The sequence below is a fragment of the Mycolicibacterium vulneris genome (genome assembly GCF_002104765.1).
GTDB classification, from domain to species: Bacteria; Actinomycetota; Actinomycetes; order Mycobacteriales; family Mycobacteriaceae; genus Mycobacterium; species Mycobacterium vulneris.
On the sequence record NZ_NCXM01000009.1, the window covers coordinates 20,080 to 40,456 of the forward strand.

The window sequence follows — 20,377 nt, forward strand, 5'->3', positions numbered from 1 at the left end:
GCCGGCGCGCCGGCTAGTGGCGCACCGCCCTGACGAAGCTGATCGTGGCTGCGGGAACCTGATGCTCGGCGGGGCCCAGTTCCGGTAAGCCCGCGGCGGAGAACAGATCCGTGAGCCGAAATGTGGTGGTATCCCACCCGTTTGCCGCCAGGTGCGCGGCGACGTCGGTGTGCTCGCCCGGGTAGGCCAAGCCCGCGATGTCCAAATCGAGGCCCTGCCGTCGCCACCCCTCGGTCATGAGCCGGGCCTGTTCCTGCCCCTCTGGCGTCGTCGGGGCGACGGTCCCGAAGTCGCCGGCGAACCGGCTGCCTTCGCTGGACAACGGAATGATGGCGTTCAGCAACCGAACTTCGGCGTCGGGCGGAAGGAATCCGATCAGCACTCCCTCGGCGAGCCAGGTCGTCGGCTGATCCGGGTCAAAGCCCGCCGCTTGCAACGCCGCCGGCCAGTCCTCACGCAAATCGATACCCACGGTGCGGAGTTCGGCGGTCGGGGCGGCGCCGATCTCGGCCAGCGTCGCCGTCTTGAACGCGATCACCTCCGGCTGATCGATCTCGTACACCGTCGTCCCGGCCGGCCATCGCAGCCGGTAGGCCCGCGAGTCCAGACCCGATGCCACGATCACCACCTGGCGCAACCCGGCCTGCCCGGCCGCGGCGAAATAGTCATCGTAAAACCGGGCCCGGGCCGCGAATGTGTCCACCATGCGCGAGAATCCGACACCCGTTTCCAGGTCCACCGAATCGAGTTCGCCGGCCGCCAGCCTGGTGAATACGTCCAGCCCGACGGCGCGTACCAGCGGCTCGGCGAACTCGTCGGTGATGACCGGCTGCGGGCGTCTGGTGGCCGCCGCCCGGGCCGCGGCCACCATGGTGGCGGTGGCGCCCACGCTGTTGGCCAGGTCCCAGGTGTCGCCTTCGGTTCGTGCCATGGCTGCTCCTTCGATGTGGTGGCAGAACCACGGTATGCCTCCTCGGTAAAGAGCGATGTGGCCTACGGTTCCCCTATGCCTGCAGTGACACTGGATCGTCCCGAAGACAACATCGCCCGCATTACCCTGAACCGGCCGGAGCGCCTCAACGCCATCGATGGCTCGTTGATCGACGGCGTCCACGAGGCCCTCGACGTGCTGGACAACGGTGAGTATCGGGTGGCGATCCTGACCGGTGCCGGACGCGGATTCTGCGCCGGCGCCGATCTGAGCGGCACCGGCCAGCCCTGGACTCAGCACAAGCCGACCACCCCGGCGTTCAAGGTCAACTACGACGCCCAGGTCCGGCTGGCCAACCTGTACACCCGGATCTACGAGATGGACATTCCGGTGATCGGCGCGGTGAATGGGGTCGCCGTCGGCGGTGGGCTGGCGTTCTCGTTGGTCTGCGATATCCGGGTCGCCTCCGAGCACGCGCGGTTCGGTTCGGTGTTCATCAAGGCGGGGTTCTCGTCGATGGACATGGGCACCAGCTACCTGCTGCCCAAGATCGTCGGCGCCGGAGTGGCGCGCGAACTCATGCTCACCGGTCGCATCATCGACGCGGCGGAGGCCTACCGCATCAAGCTGGTGCACGAGGTCGTCGCCGCCGATGAGCTGATGCCGGCCGCGCTCAAGCTGGCCCGCTCGATCGCCGAGAACAACGCATACGGCGTGTGGCAGACCAAGATTGGCCTCAACGCCGCACTGGACGCGCCGAGCCTGCGCCATGCCATCGAGATCGAGAACCGCACCCAGATCCTCAGCGGCTTCACGAACAACCCGGTCGAGGCCGCGCTGGCGCACCGGGAAAAGCGCGCCCCGAAATGGGATGTGCTGTAACGCTTCTGCTTGCGCCCGGCTGCGGCCGCGCTTGCGACCGCCGCTAAAGCTGATGGCGGCGGCCCGCTGCGCCCGGCTGCGGCCGCGCTTGCGACCGCCGCTAAAGCTGATGGCGGCGGCCCGCTGCGCCCGGCTGCGGCCGCGCTTGCGACCGCCGCTAAAGCTGATGGCGGCGGCCCGCTGCGCCCGGCTGCGGCCGCGCTTGCGACCGCCGCTAAAGCTGATGGCGGCGGCCCGCTGCGCCCGGCTGCGGCCGCGCTTGCGACCGCCGCTAAAGCTTCGCGATCACGTTCTCGGCGAACATCTCCAGGTTGCGGATCTTGCTGTCCAACGGCTCGGTGTCCTTGCCCTTGATGTAGGGAATGCGGAAGCCGACGATGACGTCGGTGACGCCCTTGTCCTCGAGCCGTTTGATGCCGTCGGCGGTGTAGGCGTCGGCCGAGATCACGTGGATCTCGAACGGCCCGGTCTTGCCGGCTTCTTCGCGGAACTTCTTGAGCTTGGCCAGCAGGTGGTCGAGTTCCTCGGGGTCGCCGCCGCCGTGCATCCAGCCGTCCAGGCGCGCCGCGCGCCGCAGCGCCGCGTCGGCGTGCCCGCCGATCAGAATTGGGACGGGTTTGGTGGGCGCCGGGGTCATCTTGGTCTTGGGGATGTCGTAGAACTCGCCGTGGAATTCGAAGTAGTCGCCGGTGGTGAGGCCCTGGATGATCTCGATGCATTCGTCCATCCGCTTGCCGCGCCTGGCGAACGGGACACCCAACAACTCGTAGTCCTCGGGCCACGGGCTGGTGCCGACGCCGAAGCCCACCCGGTTGTCGGTCATCGCGGCCAGCGACCCGATCTGCTTGGCCACCAACGCCGGTGGCCGGATGGGCAGCTTGAGCACGAAGAAGTTGAACCGCAGCCTCGTAGTCACCGCGCCCAAAGCCGAAGTGAGCACGAAGGTTTCGATGAACTCCTTACCGTCCAGGAATTCGCGGTTGCCGTCCGGGGTGTAGGGGTACTTCGAATCGGATTCGAAGGGGTAGGCGATGCTGTCGGCGATCGTCATGGCGTCGTAGCCTGCCGCCTCGGCTGCCTTGGCCAGCGGGATGTAGTACCTAAAGTCCGTCATCGCCTCTGCGTAGGTAAACCGCACGTCATCTGCCTTCCTGAAGGGGTCGTCAGTCGACATTAGAACGTGTTCTAGTTTCAGCACAACCGGCAAATCGGGGTGGCGACACCCGGGCCGCCGACCAGGGCAGGTTTTTGGGCTAGAGCTGGTTCTCGGGGCCGATGACCGCCCACACCGTCTTCCCGGACGAGGTGGGCGTGCTGCCCCATGCTCGGGACAGCGCGTCGACGATCGCCAGTCCGGACACGTCGATGCCCTTCTTCGGCGACGGCAGTCGTACCGCGGGCGTGTTGCTCGCATCCGACACCGCGATGGTCGCCGTGGCGCCCTGCGCCTCGATGCGCACCGCCGGAACGCTGGCGGTGTGTTCCAGCACGTTCTCCACGAACACGTTGACCACCACCAGCGCCACCGGAATGAGCTTGGACTGCGACCAGGTCGTGAGCCATTCGCGGACCAGGCGCCGGGACTCCCGCAGGCTGGTCAGGTCGGCGGGCAGTTGCACATCGGCGCGCCGCACCGGGCGGCGGCTGTTCTGGCTGAGCGTCTTCAGCGCGGCCTTCTCGCTCGCATAGACCGGCATGAAGTGGGTGACGCCGCTATTGGTGATCACATCGCGGACCGCCCGGTTGGTGCAGACCAGCACGATCGGAATGTGGGGGGAGCTGCCGAGCTGCCAGTATGCGCCCACGAAGGTCGCCCATGCCGATTCGGTGCGCACCTTGAGCCCGGAGACGTTGACGATCACGGCTGCGGCATCGTCCAGCGTGGCTTTGAGGATGCGTTCGCGAAGTGCGGTCGAGTTGACGGCATCAAGCTCGCCGTCGACGGTAAGAACGGCAACCGAGTCATCCGTCCGCATCGCAACGGCCACCGGGCTCATCCCAGCTCGGTCCTGGCGTCCGGTTCCATTTCCCCCTCCTCGCATCATGCCGGGCCGACTGCTTGAGTATCCGCTCTCGGCTGCAAAAGTCTACTTCGCGAACCAGCGGCCTCAATAGAGCCGGAAATCGCAGGCTGCGATTGGGATTCCCGTAAATCCATGCCGCAAGCCCGCAACGAAAGCACCATGCGCCCCCCTCCCACACCCGTCGGGAGTCGACCCCACCCCGACGCGCTATGGAGTCAAATGCCCAGCACGCGCTTCCAACGGGGTTACCACGCGGTGACCATCGCCAAACTTTTCGGTATGCCAGACCAACGGGTGGTTAACCAGCGCAAAGGCATCAGCCATCGCGCCGCGCGTCAGCCACGGCGCGCGGCGGAGCGCCCATCGGGCTCAGTGGTTGCTCAGCGCGTAGGGGGGAGCGCCCACTCCGGCGACCGAGTGCGTCCCCCACGGTGTCTGTTCGACGATGCGTGCCGGCGCGCTGCGCTCCCCGACCGTGAGCGTGCCTGTCCGTGATTGCTTGAGGACGTCGCCGGCCAGGGGTCCCGACGGAGAACCAAACACCGTTCCCTGCCAGTGGTAGCGGCCGTCGATCGGGTCCAGATGACCGGTCAGCCGGACCCGCACCGAGTGGTGGGCACCGGCGATTTCCAGCGTGGCGTCGCCGTCGTACGTGTCTTCACCGGCGGGCGCGCTGGCCGACAGATCGAAGGCGGATGCCACCGAGGGCGGCTCGGCCGGCCGCAGCTGGGCGCGCTCGTTGAACACCCGCTGGCTGCTGGCGCGCAACTCGATGCGGCCACTGGCCGTGCGCCCCATGACTTTCAGGCACGCGGCGACGTAACGCGCCTGCGCGTCCGGATCGGGACCGGTGACGAAGAAGTAATTGGGGAACCCGCGAATCGCCACCCCGCAGAACGGCTCCATGCCGTCGTGCCAGGCCTGCCGGATGGTCAGCCCTGCCGAGCCGACCAGGGTCTGGTCGGCGACGTCCTCGGGGATGAAGTAGCCGGTGCCGAAGATGATGGCGTCGACGCGGTGGACGGCTCCGTCGGCGGTGCGCACGCCCGATGCCGTCACCGCCTCGATCGCGGACCCGGCGATGGCGACCCGCGGGCGCGAGGCCGGCGTGCGGCGGCGCAGCCAGCGTGTGGCCCGGGTGGACCACGCCGGGATGTCGGCCACGACGCGACGCGGTGCGTGGGCGAACACGGTGACCGATGCCGCCGCCTGAGTCAACGGCCTGAGGAGGTGGGCGGCCGCGGAGTCGGTGCCTATTACCGCGATCTGCTTTCCGGACGGATCGAATCCGGGATCCCACGCCGCGGCGTGAAACGCCACTCCACCGAACTCGTCGCGTCCGGGGATGCCGGGCAGCCAGGGCCGCTGGACCGGATGGTGGGCGGCGACGACGACATCGGCCCGGATTTGGTCGCCCTCCGCCGTGGTCAACAGCCAGGTATCGGACTCATCGTCAAAGCGCGCGTCTCCGGTGGGCCGGTCCAGCCTCACCAGGTCGGTGAAACCGGCTGCCAGCAAGGCGGTTTGGGCGCTCTTGCCGCAGGCGCCCGCCCCGACGACGACGATGTGGCAGCAGCGCTCAGCATGGTCCGGCGGCTGCGTCACAGAAACCTGCTGCGCTTCCAGCCGCGGCGTGCGATCGAGCCCATCAGGCCGACCTCGGTCAAAAACGCCGCCAGTGGCGCGAATCCGGCAACCTGGATGTCGCGGCGGTGCGGGCTGGTGCGCGCGAGCTTGCGGGCCCGCTTGGGGTCGAGACCCGCCCGCGCATAGGGGACGGGATTGCTGAACAAGTAGTTGAAGAAGTAGCCGCCCAGGCCGTTGATGTTGGCCATGAACCAGCGGTTGAACCGGGGCATCTCGACCACGCGCTTGCGGGCACCGTCGCGCGCGAACTGGATGTGGCGCGCCTCCTCGGTAACGTGAATCCGCATGAGCCGCTGAATGATTGGTTGCAGCTCCGGATCGTCCATCATCTGTCGCTGCAGCGAGTCGAAGATCTCCTCACCGATCAGGGCGGCCACCCAGAGCATCGAGCCGCGCTGAAATGCCAGGGGCAGGCAGTTGATGATCATCCGGTGAAACAGTTTGGGGCGCACCGGTTTGGCGCCGATGCGTTCGATCGCCTTACCGAACATCACCATGTGGCGGGTCTCGTCGCCCAGTTCGGTCAGCTTGTAATGGGTCGACCTGCTGGTCGGGTCCTCGTGCAGGATCGTGCGCAGTAACGCCTGGTTGAGCATGTTCTCGAACCAGATCCCGGCCGACAGCGTGTTGACCAATTCCTGCCGGGACAGCTCGATCTGTTGTTCGCGGGTCATCTCGTCCCACATCGGCGTGCCGTAGAGCGACACCAGCCGGGGCGGCAGATAGAACTTGTCCGGGTCCAGCGGGGCGTCCCAGTCGATATCGACAACGGGTTCGTAGGACTTTTTGACCGAGCCCTTCAGCAATCGGTCCGAGAAGTCCTCACGACTCGGCCCACCTGGCTTCACCGGAGTAGTCATCGCTGGCGTCCCTCCATTGGGTGCTTCAGACGGTACCCATGGTACTGGGTACTTGCGGTCCCGGCTAGATGCTCGAGGTTGCGATTCGGCAATCTGACGGGCAACGAGCATCAGGAGGCGGCGTAGTGGGCCGGCACATTCACGTCATCGGCATCGGTGCCGGCGACCCCAATTACGTGACCGTGCAGGCGATCGAGGCGCTCAACGACACCCAGGTGTTCTTCGCGATGGACAAGGGCGAGCAGAAGAGCGACCTGGTGGCGCTGCGACGCGACATCTGCGACCGTTTCATCCGTGAGCCGGGCTACCGGTTCGTCGAGCTGCCCGATCCCAAGCGGGCCGATGACGCCGACTACCGGGACGCGGTTGCTGATTGGCACGCCGCCCGCGCGCAGATCTGGGCCGACGCCATCTCCGCCGAGCTGGGTCCGCACGGCGTCGGCGGTTTTTTGGCCTGGGGTGACCCGTCGCTCTACGACAGCACCCTGCGCATCCTCGACGCGGTGGCCGAACGGGTCGACTTCACGTTCGACGTCATCCCGGGCATCACCGCCGTGCAGGCGCTGACCGCCCGGCACCGCATCCCGCTCAACGAGGTCGGCGAACCCGTTCTGATCACCACCGGGCGGCAGCTGCGCACCCATGGGCCGGCCGCGGGATCCGCAATCGTGATGCTCGACGCCGAATGCTCGTTCCAGGTCTGCCCGCCCGACACGCGAATCTGGTGGGGCGCCTACCTGGGTACCGACGACGAACTGCTCATCGCGGGGACGATCGGCGAGGTGGGTCCCCGCATCGTTTCGCTGCGAGCCGAAGCCCGTGCCCGGCACGGCTGGATCATGGACACCTATTTGCTGCGACCGGCACACTGAAACCGTGCCCGAACTACCCGAGATCGAAGCGCTGGCCGACCACCTGCGGCGCTACGCCGCCGGCCTGACGATCGGGCGGGTCGACATCGCCGCCCTGTCCGTACTGAAGACCTTCGACCCGCCGATCAGCGCGCTGCACGGCCAGGCCGTGACCGGGGCCGAGCGGTGGGGCAAGTATTTGGGGCTGCGCACGGACAACCTTTTCCTGATCACCCATCTGTCGCGTGCGGGCTGGTTGCGGTGGTCGGACAAGCTTGCCGCGGCGCCGCTGCGGCCCGGCAAGGGCCCGATCGCGCTGCGGGTGCACCTGGGCACCCCCGGTGAGGCGCCGGGCTTCGATCTCACCGAGGCCGGCACACAGAAGCGGCTGGCGGTGTGGCTGGTCGACGACCCGGCCCGGGTCCCCGGGATCGCCGCGCTCGGCCCCGACGCGCTGGACCTGGACCTCGACGCGCTGGCCAACGTGCTGGCCGGCAACACCGGCCGGATCAAGACGGTCATCACCGACCAGAAGGTGATCGCCGGGATCGGCAACGCCTACAGCGACGAGATCCTGCACGTCGCGCGCATTTCGCCGTTCGCCACCGCCGGCAAGCTGTCCGACGCGCAGCTCGCCACGCTGCACGACGCGATGGTCTCGGTGCTCACCGATGCGGTGAGCCGGTCCGTCGGGCAGGGGGCGGCCACACTCAAGGGCGAGAAGCGCTCCGGATTGCGGGTGCACGCCCGCACCGGGCTGCCCTGCCCGGTATGCGGGGACACCGTGCGCGAAGTGTCGTTCGCGGACAAGTCTTTCCAGTACTGCCCGACGTGTCAGACCGGCGGCAAGATCCTGGCCGACCGGAGGATGTCGCGTTTGCTGAAGTAGTCGCCCGACCGGGAGTTGACACCTTGTCGATATGCTGCCCCGATGACTCGCCAGAAGATCCTCATTACCGGCGCCAGCTCGGGCCTGGGCGCCGGCATGGCGCGCGCCTTCGCCGCCAAGGGCCGCGACCTCGCGCTGTGCGCGCGTCGCACCGACCGGCTCGATGAGCTGAAAGCCGAGCTCTCGCAGAAGTATCCGGGCATTCAGATCGCGGTCGCCGCGCTGGACGTCAACGACCACGAGGCCGTTCCCAAGGTGTTCGCCGAACTCAGCGACGAACTGGGCGGCATCGACCGCATCGTCGTCAACGCCGGCATCGGCAAGGGCGCGAAACTGGGCTCCGGCAAGCTGTGGGCCAACAAGGCCACCATCGAGACCAACCTGGTCTCGGCGCTGGTCCAGATCGAGACCGCGCTGGAGATGTTCAACAAGAACGGGTCGGGCCACCTGGTGCTGATCTCGTCGGTACTCGGCAACAAGGGCGTACCCGGCGTCAAGGCGGCCTATGCGGCGAGCAAGGCCGGGGTGAGTTCGCTGGGCGAATCGCTGCGCGCCGAATACGCCAAGGGGCCCGTCAAGGTTTCGGTCATCGAACCGGGCTACATCGAATCGGAGATGACGGCCAAGTCCAACAGCACAATGTTGATGGTGGACAACGAAACCGGCGTCAACGCGCTCGTCGCGGCGATGGAACGGGAGCCCGGCCGCGCCGCGGTGCCGTGGTGGCCGTGGGCCCCGCTGGTGCAGTTGATGCGGGTGCTGCCGCCTCAGCTGACCAAGATGTTCGCCTGAGTCAGCTGGTTCGTCCGCGTTCGCTGCGATAGCGGCGCACCAGGGCATCGGTGGAGCTGTCCGACTGCGGCGCCGGTGAAGCGTCCGCGGTGATCACCGGAAGCAGCGCCTTGGCCTGGGTTTTGCCCAGCTCCACACCCCATTGGTCGAACGAGTCGATCCCCCAGATCACGCCCTCCGTGAAGACCTGATGCTCGTACAGCGCGATCAGCTGTCCCATGACCGAGGGGGTGATCCGGTTGGCCAGGATCGAGGTCGACGGCCGGTTACCGGGCATCACCTTGTGCGGCACGATGTTCGCGGGCGTGCCTTCGGCGGCGATCTCTTCGGCAGTCTTGCCGAAGGCCAGCACCTGGGTCTGGGCGAAGAAGTTGCTCATCAACAAGTCGTGCATGCTGCCGTCGCCCTCGGCGGTGGGCAGGTCGTCAGTGGGTTGGCTGAAGCCGATGAAGTCGGCGGGCACCAACCGGGTGCCCTGATGCAACAACTGGTAGAACGCGTGCTGCCCGTTGGTTCCCGGTTCGCCCCAGAAGATTTCACCGGTGTCCGTGGTGACCGGGCCGCCGTCCGCGCGGGTCGACTTGCCATTGGACTCCATGGTCAGCTGTTGCAGGTAGGCCGCAAAGCGCGCCAGGTCGTTGGAGTACGGCAGCACGGCGTGCGATTGCGCGCCCATGAAGTTGGAGTACCACAGGCCGATAAGCCCAAGCAGCACAGGCGCATTGGACTCCAGCGGTGCGGTCTTGAAATGCCTGTCGACGATGTGGAAGCCGGAAAGGAAGTCCGCGAAGGCTTCTCGGCCGATGACGGCCATCACCGACAGGCCGATCGCCGAACCCACCGAGTAGCGGCCGCCGACCCAATCCCAGAAAACGAACATGTTGTCGGTGTTGATGCCGAATTCGTCGACCAGACGTTTGTTGGTGGAGACGGCGACGAAGTGCTGCGACACCGCGGCGTCGCCGAGGGCATCGGTGGTCCACCGGCGTGCCGCGGTGGCGTTCGTCAGGGTTTCCAGCGTCGAGAACGTCTTCGACGCGACGATGAAAAGTGTTGTGGCCGGGTCTAGGTCGGCCAGGGTGGCGATCAAATCCGCCGGGTCGACGTTGGAGACGAACCGCGCCGAGATCCCCGCATTCGCGTAGTGGCGCAGCGCCTGATAGACCATCGCCGGGCCGAGGTCCGATCCACCGATGCCGATGTTGACCACCGTGCTGATTCGTTTCCCGGTGGCCCCCGTCCATTCACCGCTGCGCAACCGGTCGGTGAATTCGCCCATGGCGTCGAGCACCTCGTGCACCTCTTGGACAACGTTTTCGCCGTCGACGACCAGCTCGGCGTCCCGGGGCAGTCGCAGCGCGGTGTGCAGTACCGCGCGATCCTCCGAGGTGTTGATGTGCACGCCGGCGAACATCTGGTCGCGGCGCTCTTCGAGGTTGGCCGTCCGCGCCAGATCGACCAAGAGCCGCAGCGTTTCTCGCGTGATGCGGTGCTTGCTGTAATCGATGTAGAGGTCGCCGACTGAGACGGTCAGCTCGCGGCCGCGATCGGGATCGTCGTCGAAGAACTGCCGCAGATGGGTGTCGCCGATTTGTTCATGATGCCTACGCAAGGCGTCCCACTCCGGAGTGGCGGTGATGTCGGGGAGGATGTGCACGGAGGTCATGTTTCGACCCTATGGGCTCTGACGTGATGGAGCCAGGTGTAGCGGGAATCTGCGCCCGACGAATGAACCGCCGAGGTCAGTGGCCGAGCCGGCCCCTGCCCAACCGCAGCAGCAGTATCGCCAGGTCCTTGCCTTCGGGGCCGAGCTCGCTGTAGCGCTCGATGACCTTCATTTCGCGGCTGTGGACAAGCCGCGTTCCGCCGGACGCCATCCGGGCCCTGCCGATCGCTTGTGACACCTCGGTGCGCCGCTGCACCGCTGCGAGAATCGCGGCGTCGAGCCGGTCGATCTCCTGGCGCAACTCGTCTATGTCGGTGACCTCTTGGGTCGCCACCGTGTCGATGTCCATGTCGGCTGACTCCGCGTCGTCGTCGTGATGTGGGGTTTCTGGTCTCATGCAGTTTAGGGCCTCACAAAAGACGAGCCCCGAGTGCCGAAAGCGGACCACGGGGCTCTGCGGAAGCAGTTAGGCCACGTGCACCGCAAACCGGTACCGGTAGGGAAATCGGCGGCGCCACTCCTGAGTCGAGGAGCATCGCCGACACTGCACGTTGAGCACGAATCGAGTGTGCCACTAAAAACGGTAAACGCGCAAAAAACGATGTTTAAGCTGCACTTTTTGGACTCGGGTGCAATTGCCCCGCCGGGCAGAATCCGGGCCGCAAATTGCCTTCCGACACGCCGAATTCCCGGTAGTCCGAGTGACGCCGTCCCGGCCGTCCTGCCCACTAGCCTGGTCTGATGCCAGGGCGCTGCGCGTCAGTGGGCGGCGGTAAGTTTGGACTGACATGAGTGTGCACGCAACAGATGCCAAGCCGGCCTCCGAAGCAGATCAACTGCTCGAGGGCCTCAATCCGCAACAGCGCCAAGCGGTGGTGCATGAGGGTTCCCCACTGCTGATCGTCGCGGGTGCGGGTTCGGGGAAGACCGCGGTGTTGACCCGCCGCATCGCCTACCTGATCGCGGAACGCGGGGTCGGGGTCGGCCAGGTGCTGGCCATCACCTTCACCAACAAGGCCGCCGCCGAGATGCGCGAACGGGTGGTGCGGCTGGTGGGCAACCGGGCCCGCGCCATGTGGGTCTCCACCTTCCACTCGACCTGCGTGCGCATCCTGCGCAACCAGGCTTCCCTGATCGAGGGTCTCAACTCCAACTTCTCCATCTACGACGCCGACGACTCACGGCGCCTGTTGCAGATGATCGGGCGCGACATGGGGCTCGACATCAAGCGCTACTCGCCCCGGCTGCTGGCCAATGCCATTTCCAACCTGAAGAACGAGCTGATCGACCCCGCGCAGGCGGTGGGCAAGCTGACCGACGATTCCGACGAGTTGTCCCGAACGGTGGCCAGTGTCTACGGCGAATACCAGCGTCGGTTGCGGGCGGCCAACGCGCTGGACTTCGACGACCTGATCGGGGAAACCGTGGCGGTGCTGCGGGCCTTCCCGGAGATCGCCCAGCACTACCGGCGGCGGTTCCGGCACGTCCTCGTCGACGAGTACCAGGACACCAACCACGCGCAGTACGTGCTGGTGCGCGAACTGGCCGGCCGCGGCGGTTCAGCGAGGCCCGCCGGAGCTGGCCCGGGGGCCGGCGGAGGCGAGCCGAAGCTGGGACCGCCGAATCAGCCTGGCAGTGGCGAGGTATCCGACGAGGTGCCGCCCGCGGAATTGTGCGTTGTCGGCGACGCCGACCAGTCGATCTATGCGTTCCGCGGCGCCACGATCCGCAACATCGAGGACTTCGAGCGCGACTACCCCGACGCGACAACCATTCTGCTGGAACAGAATTACCGCTCGACGCAGAACATCCTGTCCGCGGCCAACTCGGTGATTGCCCGCAACTCAGGGCGCCGCGACAAGCGGCTGTGGACCGCCGAGGGTGCCGGTGAGCTGATCGTCGGTTACGTCGCCGACAACGAGCACGACGAGGCCCGTTTCGTCGCCGAGGAGATCGACGCGCTCGCCGAGAAGGGCGAGATCACCTACAACGACGTCGCCGTCTTCTACCGCACCAACAACTCCTCGCGGTCCTTTGAAGAGGTGTTCATCCGCGCCGGAATCCCCTACAAAGTCGTTGGGGGAGTGCGCTTTTACGAGCGCAAGGAGATCCGCGACATCGTCGCCTATCTGCGGGTGCTGGACAACCCCGGGGACGCGGTCAGCATGCGGCGCATCCTCAACACCCCGCGCCGGGGCATCGGCGATCGTGCCGAGGCGTGCGTGGCGGTGTACGCCGAGAACACCGGCGCCAGTTTCGCCGACGCGCTCGTGGCCGCGGCCGAAGGCAAAGTGCCGATGCTGAATTCGCGCGCGGAGAAGGCGATCGCCGGTTTCGTCGAGTTGTTGGACGAGCTGCGCGGCCGCCTCGACGACGATCTCGGAGATCTGGTCGAGTCGGTGCTCGAACGCACCGGATATCGCCGGGAACTCGAATCCTCCACCGATCCGCAGGAGCTCGCGCGTCTGGACAACCTCAACGAACTCGTCAGCGTGGCACACGAATTCAGCACCGACCGGGCCAACGCCGCGGCGTTGGGCGAGTCGCTGCAGACTCCCGAAGACGAAGACGTGCCGGACACCGGTGTGCTGGCGGAGTTCTTGGAGCGGGTTTCGCTGGTCTCCGACAGCGACGAGATCCCCGAGGACGGGGCCGGCATGGTCACCCTGATGACCCTGCACACCGCCAAGGGTCTGGAGTTTCCGGTGGTGTTCGTGACCGGCTGGGAGGACGGAATGTTCCCCCACATGCGGTCGCTGGACGATCCGGTCGAACTCTCCGAGGAGCGGCGGCTGGCCTATGTCGGGATCACTCGGGCGCGGCAACGGCTCTACGTGAGCAGGGCCATCGTCCGGTCTTCCTGGGGGCAGCCGATGCTCAACCCGGAATCGCGCTTCCTGCAAGAGATTCCGCAGGAGCTCATCGAATGGCGGCGCACGGCGCCGGCCCCGTCGTTCAGCGCGCCGGTAAGCGGCGCCGGCCGGTTCGGCACGCCGCGGGCGGCCCCGACCCGCTCGGGGATGAGCAAGCGGCCGCTATTGGTGCTCGCGGCCGGCGACCGGGTGACGCACGACAAGTACGGGCTGGGCCGGGTCGAGGAGGTCTCGGGCGTCGGCGAATCGGCGATGTCGCTGATCGACTTCGGCAGCGCCGGGCGGGTGAAGCTGATGCACAACCACGCCCCGATCAGCAAGCTCTAAGCGGCTGCGTTCGGCGAAGGTCAGGCGTCCAACCAGCGTTTGGTCTGCGGCAGCATCACCAGCACGACCGTGGCGATCGGCAATATCGGCAGCAGGTGGACGACCCACGCGACGCGGGCGCCGGCGATGAACACGCCGAGGTAAGTGAGGAACGCGACCAGCGCGCCGGCCATCAGAAGGTACCGGCTGATCGATCGGCGCTTCAACAGCAGGATCACGCCCGACACCGTGGTGCCGGCGAACACCAGGGCCAGAAAGGCGACCGCGATGCAGAACAGGCGGTCGGTTCGCCACCAACCGGCGATCAGGTCGGTGGCGACCACCGAGGTGGCCCAGCCGCTGACGATGCTCACCGCGCACGCGGCGACGGCCGTCCGATCGGTGGGCTCAAGGGCCGGCACCCCGGCATAGCCGGTGCGACCCGCACGGGAACCGGCCCGGTAGGGCGCCGATTGCGGGGCGAAGTGGGTGGTGGGGCTGTCCGGCGTGGTCGGGATGGGCCCGGTGGGCGCGCGCCGGATGATCCGTGTCCGTGACTCGGAGGGCGAATCGTGCTCGAGCGTGGGCTCGGGCGGACGCGGACCGGAAGTTTCGTCGTTCGGCGCGGTCACCTCAACCAGCGTAGTTGCCGACCATAAGACCACGCTTAGCGAGCCACGGCACGGGGTCGATCCGTTCGCTGCCACCCTGCAGCACCTCGAAATGCAGGTGCGGGCCGGTGGAATTACCCCGGTTGCCCATGGTGGCGATCTGGTCCCCGGCCATCACGCGCTCACCGACGCTGACCAGTGTGGTGTTGATGTGGCCGTAAAGCGTGACCGTGCCGTCGGCGTGACGCAGCTTGACCAGCATGCCGTAGCCGCTGGCCGGGCCGGAGTCGATGACGACGCCATCGGACACCGCGTAGATCGGTGTCCCGATCGAGTTGGCCAGGTCGATGCCGGCGTGCAGCACACCCCAGCGGTAGCCGAAGTTGGAGGTGAAGATGCCCTTGGTCGGCATCACGTAGAGCGGCTGCGACAACCGCGCCTCGCGCTGAGCGCGATCGTTGGCGAAGGCGACGCCCTTGGCCAGCTCCTGGTTGTGCAGCGCGGCGGTGGCCGCCGGCGCCGCGGCGATCACCTGGGGGCCGCGCACGGTGCTGCTGCCGCCGGCCCCGCCGGTGAGCGCGGACGCGTTGGCGGTCAGCACGGCGTCGGTCTTGGGGGTGTCGGCGTGGCTGGTTGCCGTGTGGGCGGCCGCGGCGGCGGCTCCGGCGGCCATCGCCGAGATCAGCAGCCGGCCCCGGGCCGCACTGGTCGGTTGCTTGCGGTGCTGCCCGCCGCGGCGTGCGACGCCGACGACGTCGGTGGTGGGCGAGCGCTCGAGACGCCGCTCGGTGCGCGGCTCGACGATCACCCGCGGCAGCACCTCGGTGACGGGCGCGGCCAGCCATACCGGGCGGACGTCGTCGGCCTCGTTCAGGTCGTCGAGCTCGGGCGCCAGCAGCACCTGAGCTTCGTTATCGAACGGTGAGTCGCTGCTGAAGTCCAAGTCGCCGAGATCACCGGCGTCGTCGCTGAACTCGAAGTCGTCGAAGTCAAACCCGTCAAGCGGAAGGATCTCGGTGACTTCGGTGCGATGCGGTGCGTCGGCCCATCGGGCGCCTGCGGCGCGGCCTACCCTCACGACGCCTTCAGTTACGGCAGAAGGCCGGGCAAAAAGGTGTTGGGACAACCTGAAATGTCCTCGTATCGTGACCATAACGTTATCTGGACCCTAGGAAGGTATCCGCTAACGCGCCGGGCTGGCAACCTTGTTGGAAAATCCGGGCGGAATTGTGATTTGGATCACGCGCACGGTCAACCCCTTGACGGTGAGCTGTGCCACATCGGCGGACGCCGCGGTAAACGCCGTTTGAAGGGTGGATACAGTTCGTCCGTGCGAGTTGCCGACTGCGGCACCGCCCACCAAGAGGCCTAGTAGTTGAGTCGAGCGAAGACAGAGAGTCCATGGACCTTTTCGAGTATCAAGCAAAAGAATTGTTCGCCAAGCACAACGTACCGACTACGCCGGGACGCGTGACCGACACCGCCGAGGGCGCTCGTGAGATCGCCACCGAGATCGGTCGTCCGGTGATGGTCAAAGCGCAGGTGAAAGTCGGTGGCCGGGGCAAGGCGGGTGGTGTCAAGTACGCGGCGACGCCCGACGACGCCTACGAGCACGCCAAGAACATCCTCGGTCTCGACATCAAGGGACACGTCGTGAAGAAGCTGCTGGTCGCCGAGGCCAGCGACATCGCCGAGGAGTACTACATCTCCTTCCTGCTCGACCGCGCCAACCGCACCTACCTGGCCATGTGCTCGGTCGAGGGCGGCATGGAGATCGAAGAGGTGGCCGCCACCAAGCCCGAGCGGCTGGCCAAGGTTCCGGTGAACGCCGTCAAGGGTGTGGACCTGGCGACCGCGCGTTCCATCGCCGAGCAGGGCCACCTGCCCGCCGAGGTGCTCGACGCCGCCGCGATCACCATCAACAAGCTGTGGGAGGTCTTCGTCGCCGAGGACGCCACCCTGGTTGAGGTCAACCCGTTGGTGCGCGACCCACAGGACCAGATCCTGGCGCTGGACGGCAAGGTCACGCTGGACGCCAACGCCGACTTCCGTCAGCCCGGCCACGCCGAGTTCGAGGACCGCGACGCCACCGACCCGCTGGAGCTCAAGGCCAAGGAGCACGACCTCAACTACGTCAAGCTGGACGGCTCGGTCGGCATCATCGGTAACGGTGCGGGCCTGGTGATGTCGACGCTCGACGTCGTCGCCTACGCGGGCGAGAAGCACGGCGGGGTCAAGCCGGCCAACTTCCTCGACATCGGCGGCGGCGCGTCGGCCGAGGTGATGGCCGCGGGCCTCGACGTCATCCTGAACGACAAACAGGTCAAGAGCGTGTTCGTGAACGTGTTCGGGGGAATCACCTCCTGCGACGCGGTCGCCAACGGCATCGTGACCGCGCTGAACATGCTCGGCGACGAGGCGAACAAGCCGCTCGTGGTCCGGCTCGACGGCAACAACGTCGACGAAGGCCGGCGCATCCTGGCCCAAGCCAACCACCCGCTGGTGATCCAGGCCGAGACCATGGACGCCGGTGCCGACAAAGCCGCCGAGCTGGCGAACAAGTCCTAAGGAGAGATGACCCATGTCTATATTCCTGAACGCAGATTCCAAGGTCATCGTCCAGGGCATCACCGGTGGTGAGGGCACCAAGCACACCGCGCTCATGCTGAAGGCCGGCACCCAGGTGGTGGGCGGCGTGAACGCCCGCAAGGCCGGCACGACCGTGTCGCACGTGGACCCCGTCGGCAAGGAGGTCGAGCTCCCGGTCTTTGGCACCGTCGCGGAGGCGATGAAGGAGACCGGCGCCAACGTGTCGGTCGTCTTCGTGCCACCGAAGTTCGCCAAGGACGCGATCATCGAGGCCATCGACGCCGAGATCCCGCTGCTGGTCGTCATCACCGAGGGAATTCCGGTGCAGGACAGCGCCTATGCGTGGGCCTACAACGTCGACAAGGGGCAGAAGACGCGCATCATCGGGCCGAACTGCCCCGGCATCATCACCCCTGGCGAGGCGCTGGCCGGGATCACCCCGGCGAACATCAGCGGGCCCGGTCCGGTCGGCCTGGTCTCCAAGTCGGGCACCCTGACCTACCAGATGATGTACGAGCTGCGCGATTTCGGCTTCTCCACCTCGATCGGCATCGGCGGCGACCCGGTAATCGGCACCACCCACATCGACGCCATCGAGGCCTTCGAGAAGGACCCCGACACCAAGGTCATCGTGATGATCGGTGAGATCGGCGGTGACGCCGAGGAGCGTGCGGCCGACTACATCAAGGCCAACGTGTCCAAGCCGGTCGTCGGCTACGTCGCGGGATTCACCGCGCCGGAGGGCAAGACGATGGGCCACGCGGGCGCCATCGTGTCCGGCTCGTCGGGCACCGCGGCCGCCAAGAAGGAGGCCCTGGAGGCGGCCGGCGTCAAGGTGGGCAAGACCCCGTCGGAAACCGCGGCGCTGGCCCGGGAGATTTTGCAGAGCCTGTAGGGCCGACCCCGCGCGCGGGCCCCGGATTTGGCCGGGGCCCGGCCCTCGGTAGATAGTGGGTCTATGAATCTCGACCCGAACACCCCAGTCATCGTCGGGGTGGGGCAGTTCACCGAGCGCATCGAGGACTCCGGCTACCGCGGAATGTCGTCGGTGGAACTGGCGACCGCAGCGTCGCAGGCCGCTCTGCATGACACCGGGGCCGACGCCACCGCCGTCGCCGCGGCCATCGACACCGTCGCCGCGATCCGGCAGTTCGAGCTCTCCGGGCGCACACCCGCGCCGATGGGCAAGTCCAACAACTACCCGCGGTCGGTGGCCAAGCGCATCAGGGCCGCACCGGCCCGAGCGATTCTCGAGCCCATCGGCGGCCAGGGCCCCCAGCATCTGGTCACCGAGTTCGCCGGCGTCATCGCCTCGGGCGAGGCCGAGGTCGTGATGATCTTCGGCTCCGAAAACACGTCCAGCATCAGGTATTTCGCCGACCGGGATAAGCCGGACCATTCCGACACGGTCGAGGGTTCGCTCGAGGACCGGGGCTTCGGCTATGACGGCCTGTTCGACGACTACACCGTCGCGCACGGCCTGATCGGAGCGCCGGCCCAGTACGGGTTGCTGGAGAACGCGCGCCGCGCTCGGCTGGGCTTGAGCGTGGCCGACTACCGGCGCCAGATGGGCGAGCTGTTCGCCCCGTTCACCAAGGTGGCGGCGAAGAACCCGTTCGCGTCCTCCCCGGTGGAGCGCAGCGTCGACGAGCTCATCACCGTCACCGCGTCCAACCGGATGATCTGCGATCCGTATCCGAGGCTCCTGGTGGCCCGCGACCAGGTCAATCAGGGTGCGGCCGCGCTGCTGATGTCGGTGGGCGCCGCCCGCCGGCTCGGGGTGCACGAGGAACGCTGGGTGTTCCTGCACGGCCACGCCGACATGGTGGACCAACCGCTGCTAGACCGCCTCGACCTGACGCACAACTCGGCCTCGGTGCTGGCGGTTCGGGAGGCTCTCGCCGGGGCCGGCGTCGGCATCGATGACGTCTCGACCTTCGACCTCTACAGCTGCTTCCCGGTGCCGGTGTTCAACTTCTGCGACGGAATGGGTCTGGCCACTGACGATCCTCGCGGGCTGACGCTCACCGGCGGCCTGCCGTACTTCGGCGGACCCGGCAACAACTACTCACTGCACGGCATCGCCGAGACGGTCAGCGAAATGCGGGACCTCCCAGGCCAATTCGGCCTGGTCGCCGCCAACGGCGGGATCATGAGCAAGTACTCGGTCGGGGTGTACTCGACCACGCCGGTGAACTGGACGCCCGACCACAGCGCCGCACTGCGCGCCGAGGTCGCCGCTCGTCCCAAGGTGCCGGTGACCGTCAAGGCCGACGGTCCGGCGACCATCGAGACCTACACCGTGCGCTACGACTGGCCGGTGCACACCGGCATCATCATCGGCCGCCTCGACGACGACGGCAGCCGCTTCCTGGCCCTGAGCGAGGACCCCGAACTGGTCGGCCTGCTCACCGACGGCGAGCCACTCGGGGCTTCGATCGTGGTCCGGCCGACCGAGACGGACAACCGGGCCACGCTGGCCTGACTCCGCGTTCCTTGCGCGACACATAAACCACGCACACGACACGCCGTTGGCGGTCGCCGTGGTTTATGTCTCGCGACGACGATCGATGTCAGACCAGGGCGGCGAGTTTGCCGGCCAGCCGCTCGACGTAGGCGGCGACCTCGTCCTCGGACTTGTCCGGCAGCCCGAACAGCACCTCGGTCACCCCGAGCTCGGCCCACTTGGCGAGCTTCTCGGGCACCGGCTTGAAGTCCAGCGCCACGATCTGCGGGGCGCCGTCGCGGCCCGCGGCCGCCCAGGTGTCCTGAAGCAGCTTCACCGGCTCGTCGATGTTGAAGTCGCGTGGAGTGGTGATCCAGCCGTCGGCGCTGCGAGCGATCCACTTGAAGTTCTTCTCGGTGCCCGCCGCGCCCACCAGCACCGGGATGTGTGACTGCACCGGCTTGGGCCAGGCCCAGCTGGGACCGAACTTCACGAACTCGCCGTCGTACTGGGCTTCCTCTTCGGTCCACAGCGCCCGCATCGCCTCGAGGTATTCGCGCAGCATGGTGCGGCGCCGGCCCGGCGGCACGTTGTGGTCGGCGAGTTCGTCGGTGTTCCAGCCGAATCCGACGCCCAGGCTGACCCGTCCGCCTGACAGGTGGTCAAGGGTGGCAATACTTTTCGCCAGGGTGATCGGGTCGTGCTCGACCGGCAGGGCCACCGCGGTGGACAGCCGCACCCGCGAGGTGACCGCGCACGCGGCACCCAGACTTACCCATGGGTCTAGTGTCCGCATGTAGCGGTCGTCGGGCAGCGATTCGTCGCCCGTCGTGGGGTGAGCCGCCTCGCGCTTCACCGGAATGTGAGTGTGTTCTGGCACGTAGAAGGTCTGAAAGCCGTGGTCGTCGGCGAGCTTCGCGGCCTTCGCCGGGGAGATGCCACGATCGCTGGTAAAAAGCACAAGCCCGTAATCCATGCTGAGAATTAGAACGTGTTCTACCTCTGCTGAG

General features: G+C 67.0%; 18 protein-coding genes. 8 read left to right on the forward strand and 10 right to left on the reverse strand.

What is annotated here, in order from left to right; translation table 11 throughout:
• Nucleotides 1-13 precede the first annotated feature (13 nt).
• A complete protein-coding gene (locus B8W69_RS10400) occupies nt 14-931 on the reverse strand; it encodes a class I SAM-dependent methyltransferase (RefSeq protein WP_085289749.1) in 918 nt (305 codons plus the stop codon).
• 75 nt (nt 932-1,006) lie between these two features.
• Here B8W69_RS10400 and B8W69_RS10405 point away from each other — a divergent pair, with 75 nt between their 5' ends.
• Nucleotides 1,007-1,813, forward strand: coding sequence for an enoyl-CoA hydratase/isomerase family protein (locus B8W69_RS10405; RefSeq protein ID WP_085289750.1), 807 nt, complete (start codon nt 1,007-1,009; stop codon nt 1,811-1,813).
• Between the two features lie 271 nt (nt 1,814-2,084).
• Here the strand turns inward: B8W69_RS10405 and B8W69_RS10410 are convergent, their stop codons facing one another.
• The 4 genes from B8W69_RS10410 to B8W69_RS10425 all read right to left on the reverse strand — a co-directional run bounded on the left by B8W69_RS10410 (nt 2,085) and on the right by B8W69_RS10425 (nt 6,344).
• The gene (locus B8W69_RS10410; protein ID WP_085289883.1) at nt 2,085-2,951 is read right to left on the reverse strand and encodes an LLM class flavin-dependent oxidoreductase; all 867 of its coding nucleotides are present in this window, start codon (nt 2,949-2,951) and stop codon (nt 2,085-2,087) included.
• 115 nt (nt 2,952-3,066) lie between these two features.
• Nucleotides 3,067-3,810 (reverse strand): STAS domain-containing protein, encoded by a 744-nt coding sequence (locus tag B8W69_RS10415; RefSeq protein ID WP_085289751.1) that lies wholly within the window; start codon nt 3,808-3,810, stop codon nt 3,067-3,069.
• A gap of 396 nt (nt 3,811-4,206) precedes the next feature.
• Nucleotides 4,207-5,193: a DUF4873 domain-containing protein gene (locus B8W69_RS10420; protein WP_245843196.1), complete on the reverse strand. Its 987-nt coding sequence runs from the start codon at nt 5,191-5,193 to the stop codon at nt 4,207-4,209.
• Between the two features lie 245 nt (nt 5,194-5,438).
• Entirely contained in the window at nt 5,439-6,344 is a 906-nt protein-coding gene (locus B8W69_RS10425; protein WP_085289753.1) for an AurF N-oxygenase family protein, read from the reverse strand.
• 125 nt (nt 6,345-6,469) lie between these two features.
• Here B8W69_RS10425 and cobF point away from each other — a divergent pair, with 125 nt between their 5' ends.
• Genes cobF through B8W69_RS10440 form a run of 3 tightly spaced genes read left to right on the forward strand, consistent with a single transcriptional unit; the run spans nt 6,470 to nt 8,876 of the window.
• Complete coding sequence (cobF, locus tag B8W69_RS10430) at nt 6,470-7,216, forward strand: precorrin-6A synthase (deacetylating) (protein ID WP_085289754.1); 747 nt, start codon at nt 6,470-6,472, stop codon at nt 7,214-7,216.
• Between the two features lie 4 nt (nt 7,217-7,220).
• Nucleotides 7,221-8,084, forward strand: coding sequence for an Fpg/Nei family DNA glycosylase (locus B8W69_RS31790; RefSeq protein ID WP_085289755.1), 864 nt, complete (start codon nt 7,221-7,223; stop codon nt 8,082-8,084).
• 42 nt (nt 8,085-8,126) lie between these two features.
• The gene (locus B8W69_RS10440) at nt 8,127-8,876 is read left to right on the forward strand and encodes an SDR family oxidoreductase (RefSeq protein ID WP_085289756.1); all 750 of its coding nucleotides are present in this window, start codon (nt 8,127-8,129) and stop codon (nt 8,874-8,876) included.
• Between the two features lies 1 nt (nt 8,877).
• Here B8W69_RS10440 and pgi read toward each other — a convergent pair whose 3' ends face one another.
• Together pgi and B8W69_RS10450 are read right to left on the reverse strand one after the other, a co-directional pair.
• The gene (gene pgi / locus B8W69_RS10445) at nt 8,878-10,542 is read right to left on the reverse strand and encodes a glucose-6-phosphate isomerase (protein WP_085289757.1); all 1,665 of its coding nucleotides are present in this window, start codon (nt 10,540-10,542) and stop codon (nt 8,878-8,880) included.
• Between the two features lie 76 nt (nt 10,543-10,618).
• Complete coding sequence (locus tag B8W69_RS10450; protein ID WP_085289758.1) at nt 10,619-10,939, reverse strand: chorismate mutase; 321 nt, start codon at nt 10,937-10,939, stop codon at nt 10,619-10,621.
• Between the two features lie 391 nt (nt 10,940-11,330).
• Between B8W69_RS10450 and pcrA the strand changes: the two genes are divergently transcribed.
• Nucleotides 11,331-13,742, forward strand: a complete 2,412-nt coding sequence (gene pcrA / locus B8W69_RS10455) for a DNA helicase PcrA (protein WP_085289759.1) — start codon at nt 11,331-11,333, stop codon at nt 13,740-13,742.
• Nucleotides 13,743-13,762: 20 nt separating this feature from the next.
• Here the strand turns inward: pcrA and B8W69_RS30920 are convergent, their stop codons facing one another.
• Together B8W69_RS30920 and B8W69_RS10465 are read right to left on the reverse strand one after the other, a co-directional pair.
• Nucleotides 13,763-14,353, reverse strand: a complete 591-nt coding sequence (locus tag B8W69_RS30920; protein ID WP_181447364.1) for a hypothetical protein — start codon at nt 14,351-14,353, stop codon at nt 13,763-13,765.
• A gap of 1 nt (nt 14,354) precedes the next feature.
• Nucleotides 14,355-15,410, reverse strand: a complete 1,056-nt coding sequence (locus B8W69_RS10465) for a M23 family metallopeptidase (protein ID WP_085289760.1) — start codon at nt 15,408-15,410, stop codon at nt 14,355-14,357.
• Between the two features lie 323 nt (nt 15,411-15,733).
• Here B8W69_RS10465 and sucC point away from each other — a divergent pair, with 323 nt between their 5' ends.
• The 3 genes from sucC to B8W69_RS10480 all read left to right on the forward strand — a co-directional run bounded on the left by sucC (nt 15,734) and on the right by B8W69_RS10480 (nt 19,406).
• On the forward strand, nt 15,734-16,900 hold the full coding sequence (sucC, locus tag B8W69_RS10470) for an ADP-forming succinate--CoA ligase subunit beta (protein WP_085289761.1): 1,167 nt from the start codon (nt 15,734-15,736) through the stop codon (nt 16,898-16,900).
• Between the two features lie 13 nt (nt 16,901-16,913).
• The gene (sucD, locus tag B8W69_RS10475) at nt 16,914-17,816 is read left to right on the forward strand and encodes a succinate--CoA ligase subunit alpha (RefSeq protein ID WP_085289762.1); all 903 of its coding nucleotides are present in this window, start codon (nt 16,914-16,916) and stop codon (nt 17,814-17,816) included.
• Nucleotides 17,817-17,879: 63 nt separating this feature from the next.
• Nucleotides 17,880-19,406: an acetyl-CoA acetyltransferase gene (locus B8W69_RS10480; protein ID WP_085289763.1), complete on the forward strand. Its 1,527-nt coding sequence runs from the start codon at nt 17,880-17,882 to the stop codon at nt 19,404-19,406.
• An 88-nt stretch (nt 19,407-19,494) separates the two neighbouring features.
• Here the strand turns inward: B8W69_RS10480 and B8W69_RS10485 are convergent, their stop codons facing one another.
• Nucleotides 19,495-20,343: an LLM class F420-dependent oxidoreductase gene (locus B8W69_RS10485; protein WP_064879182.1), complete on the reverse strand. Its 849-nt coding sequence runs from the start codon at nt 20,341-20,343 to the stop codon at nt 19,495-19,497.
• Nucleotides 20,344-20,377: the final 34 nt, after the last annotated feature.

Excerpts from the sequence above, each read along its gene's own strand:
- pcrA (WP_085289759.1), top strand. The coding sequence starts at position 11,331 with ATGAGTGTGCACGCAACAGATGCCAAGCCGGCCTCCGAAGCAGATCAA.
- B8W69_RS10425 (WP_085289753.1), bottom strand. The coding sequence starts at position 6,344 with ATGACTACTCCGGTGAAGCCAGGTGGGCCGAGTCGTGAGGACTTCTCG.
- B8W69_RS10415 (WP_085289751.1), bottom strand. The coding sequence starts at position 3,810 with ATGAGCCCGGTGGCCGTTGCGATGCGGACGGATGACTCGGTTGCCGTT.
- sucD (WP_085289762.1), top strand. The coding sequence starts at position 16,914 with ATGTCTATATTCCTGAACGCAGATTCCAAGGTCATCGTCCAGGGCATC.
- B8W69_RS10405 (WP_085289750.1), top strand. The coding sequence starts at position 1,007 with ATGCCTGCAGTGACACTGGATCGTCCCGAAGACAACATCGCCCGCATT.
- B8W69_RS10400 (WP_085289749.1), bottom strand. The coding sequence starts at position 931 with ATGGCACGAACCGAAGGCGACACCTGGGACCTGGCCAACAGCGTGGGC.
- pgi (WP_085289757.1), bottom strand. The coding sequence starts at position 10,542 with ATGACCTCCGTGCACATCCTCCCCGACATCACCGCCACTCCGGAGTGG.
- B8W69_RS10485 (WP_064879182.1), bottom strand. The coding sequence starts at position 20,343 with ATGGATTACGGGCTTGTGCTTTTTACCAGCGATCGTGGCATCTCCCCG.
- sucC (WP_085289761.1), top strand. The coding sequence starts at position 15,734 with ATGGACCTTTTCGAGTATCAAGCAAAAGAATTGTTCGCCAAGCACAAC.
- B8W69_RS10480 (WP_085289763.1), top strand. The coding sequence starts at position 17,880 with ATGAATCTCGACCCGAACACCCCAGTCATCGTCGGGGTGGGGCAGTTC.
- B8W69_RS10450 (WP_085289758.1), bottom strand. The coding sequence starts at position 10,939 with ATGAGACCAGAAACCCCACATCACGACGACGACGCGGAGTCAGCCGAC.
- B8W69_RS10440 (WP_085289756.1), top strand. The coding sequence starts at position 8,127 with ATGACTCGCCAGAAGATCCTCATTACCGGCGCCAGCTCGGGCCTGGGC.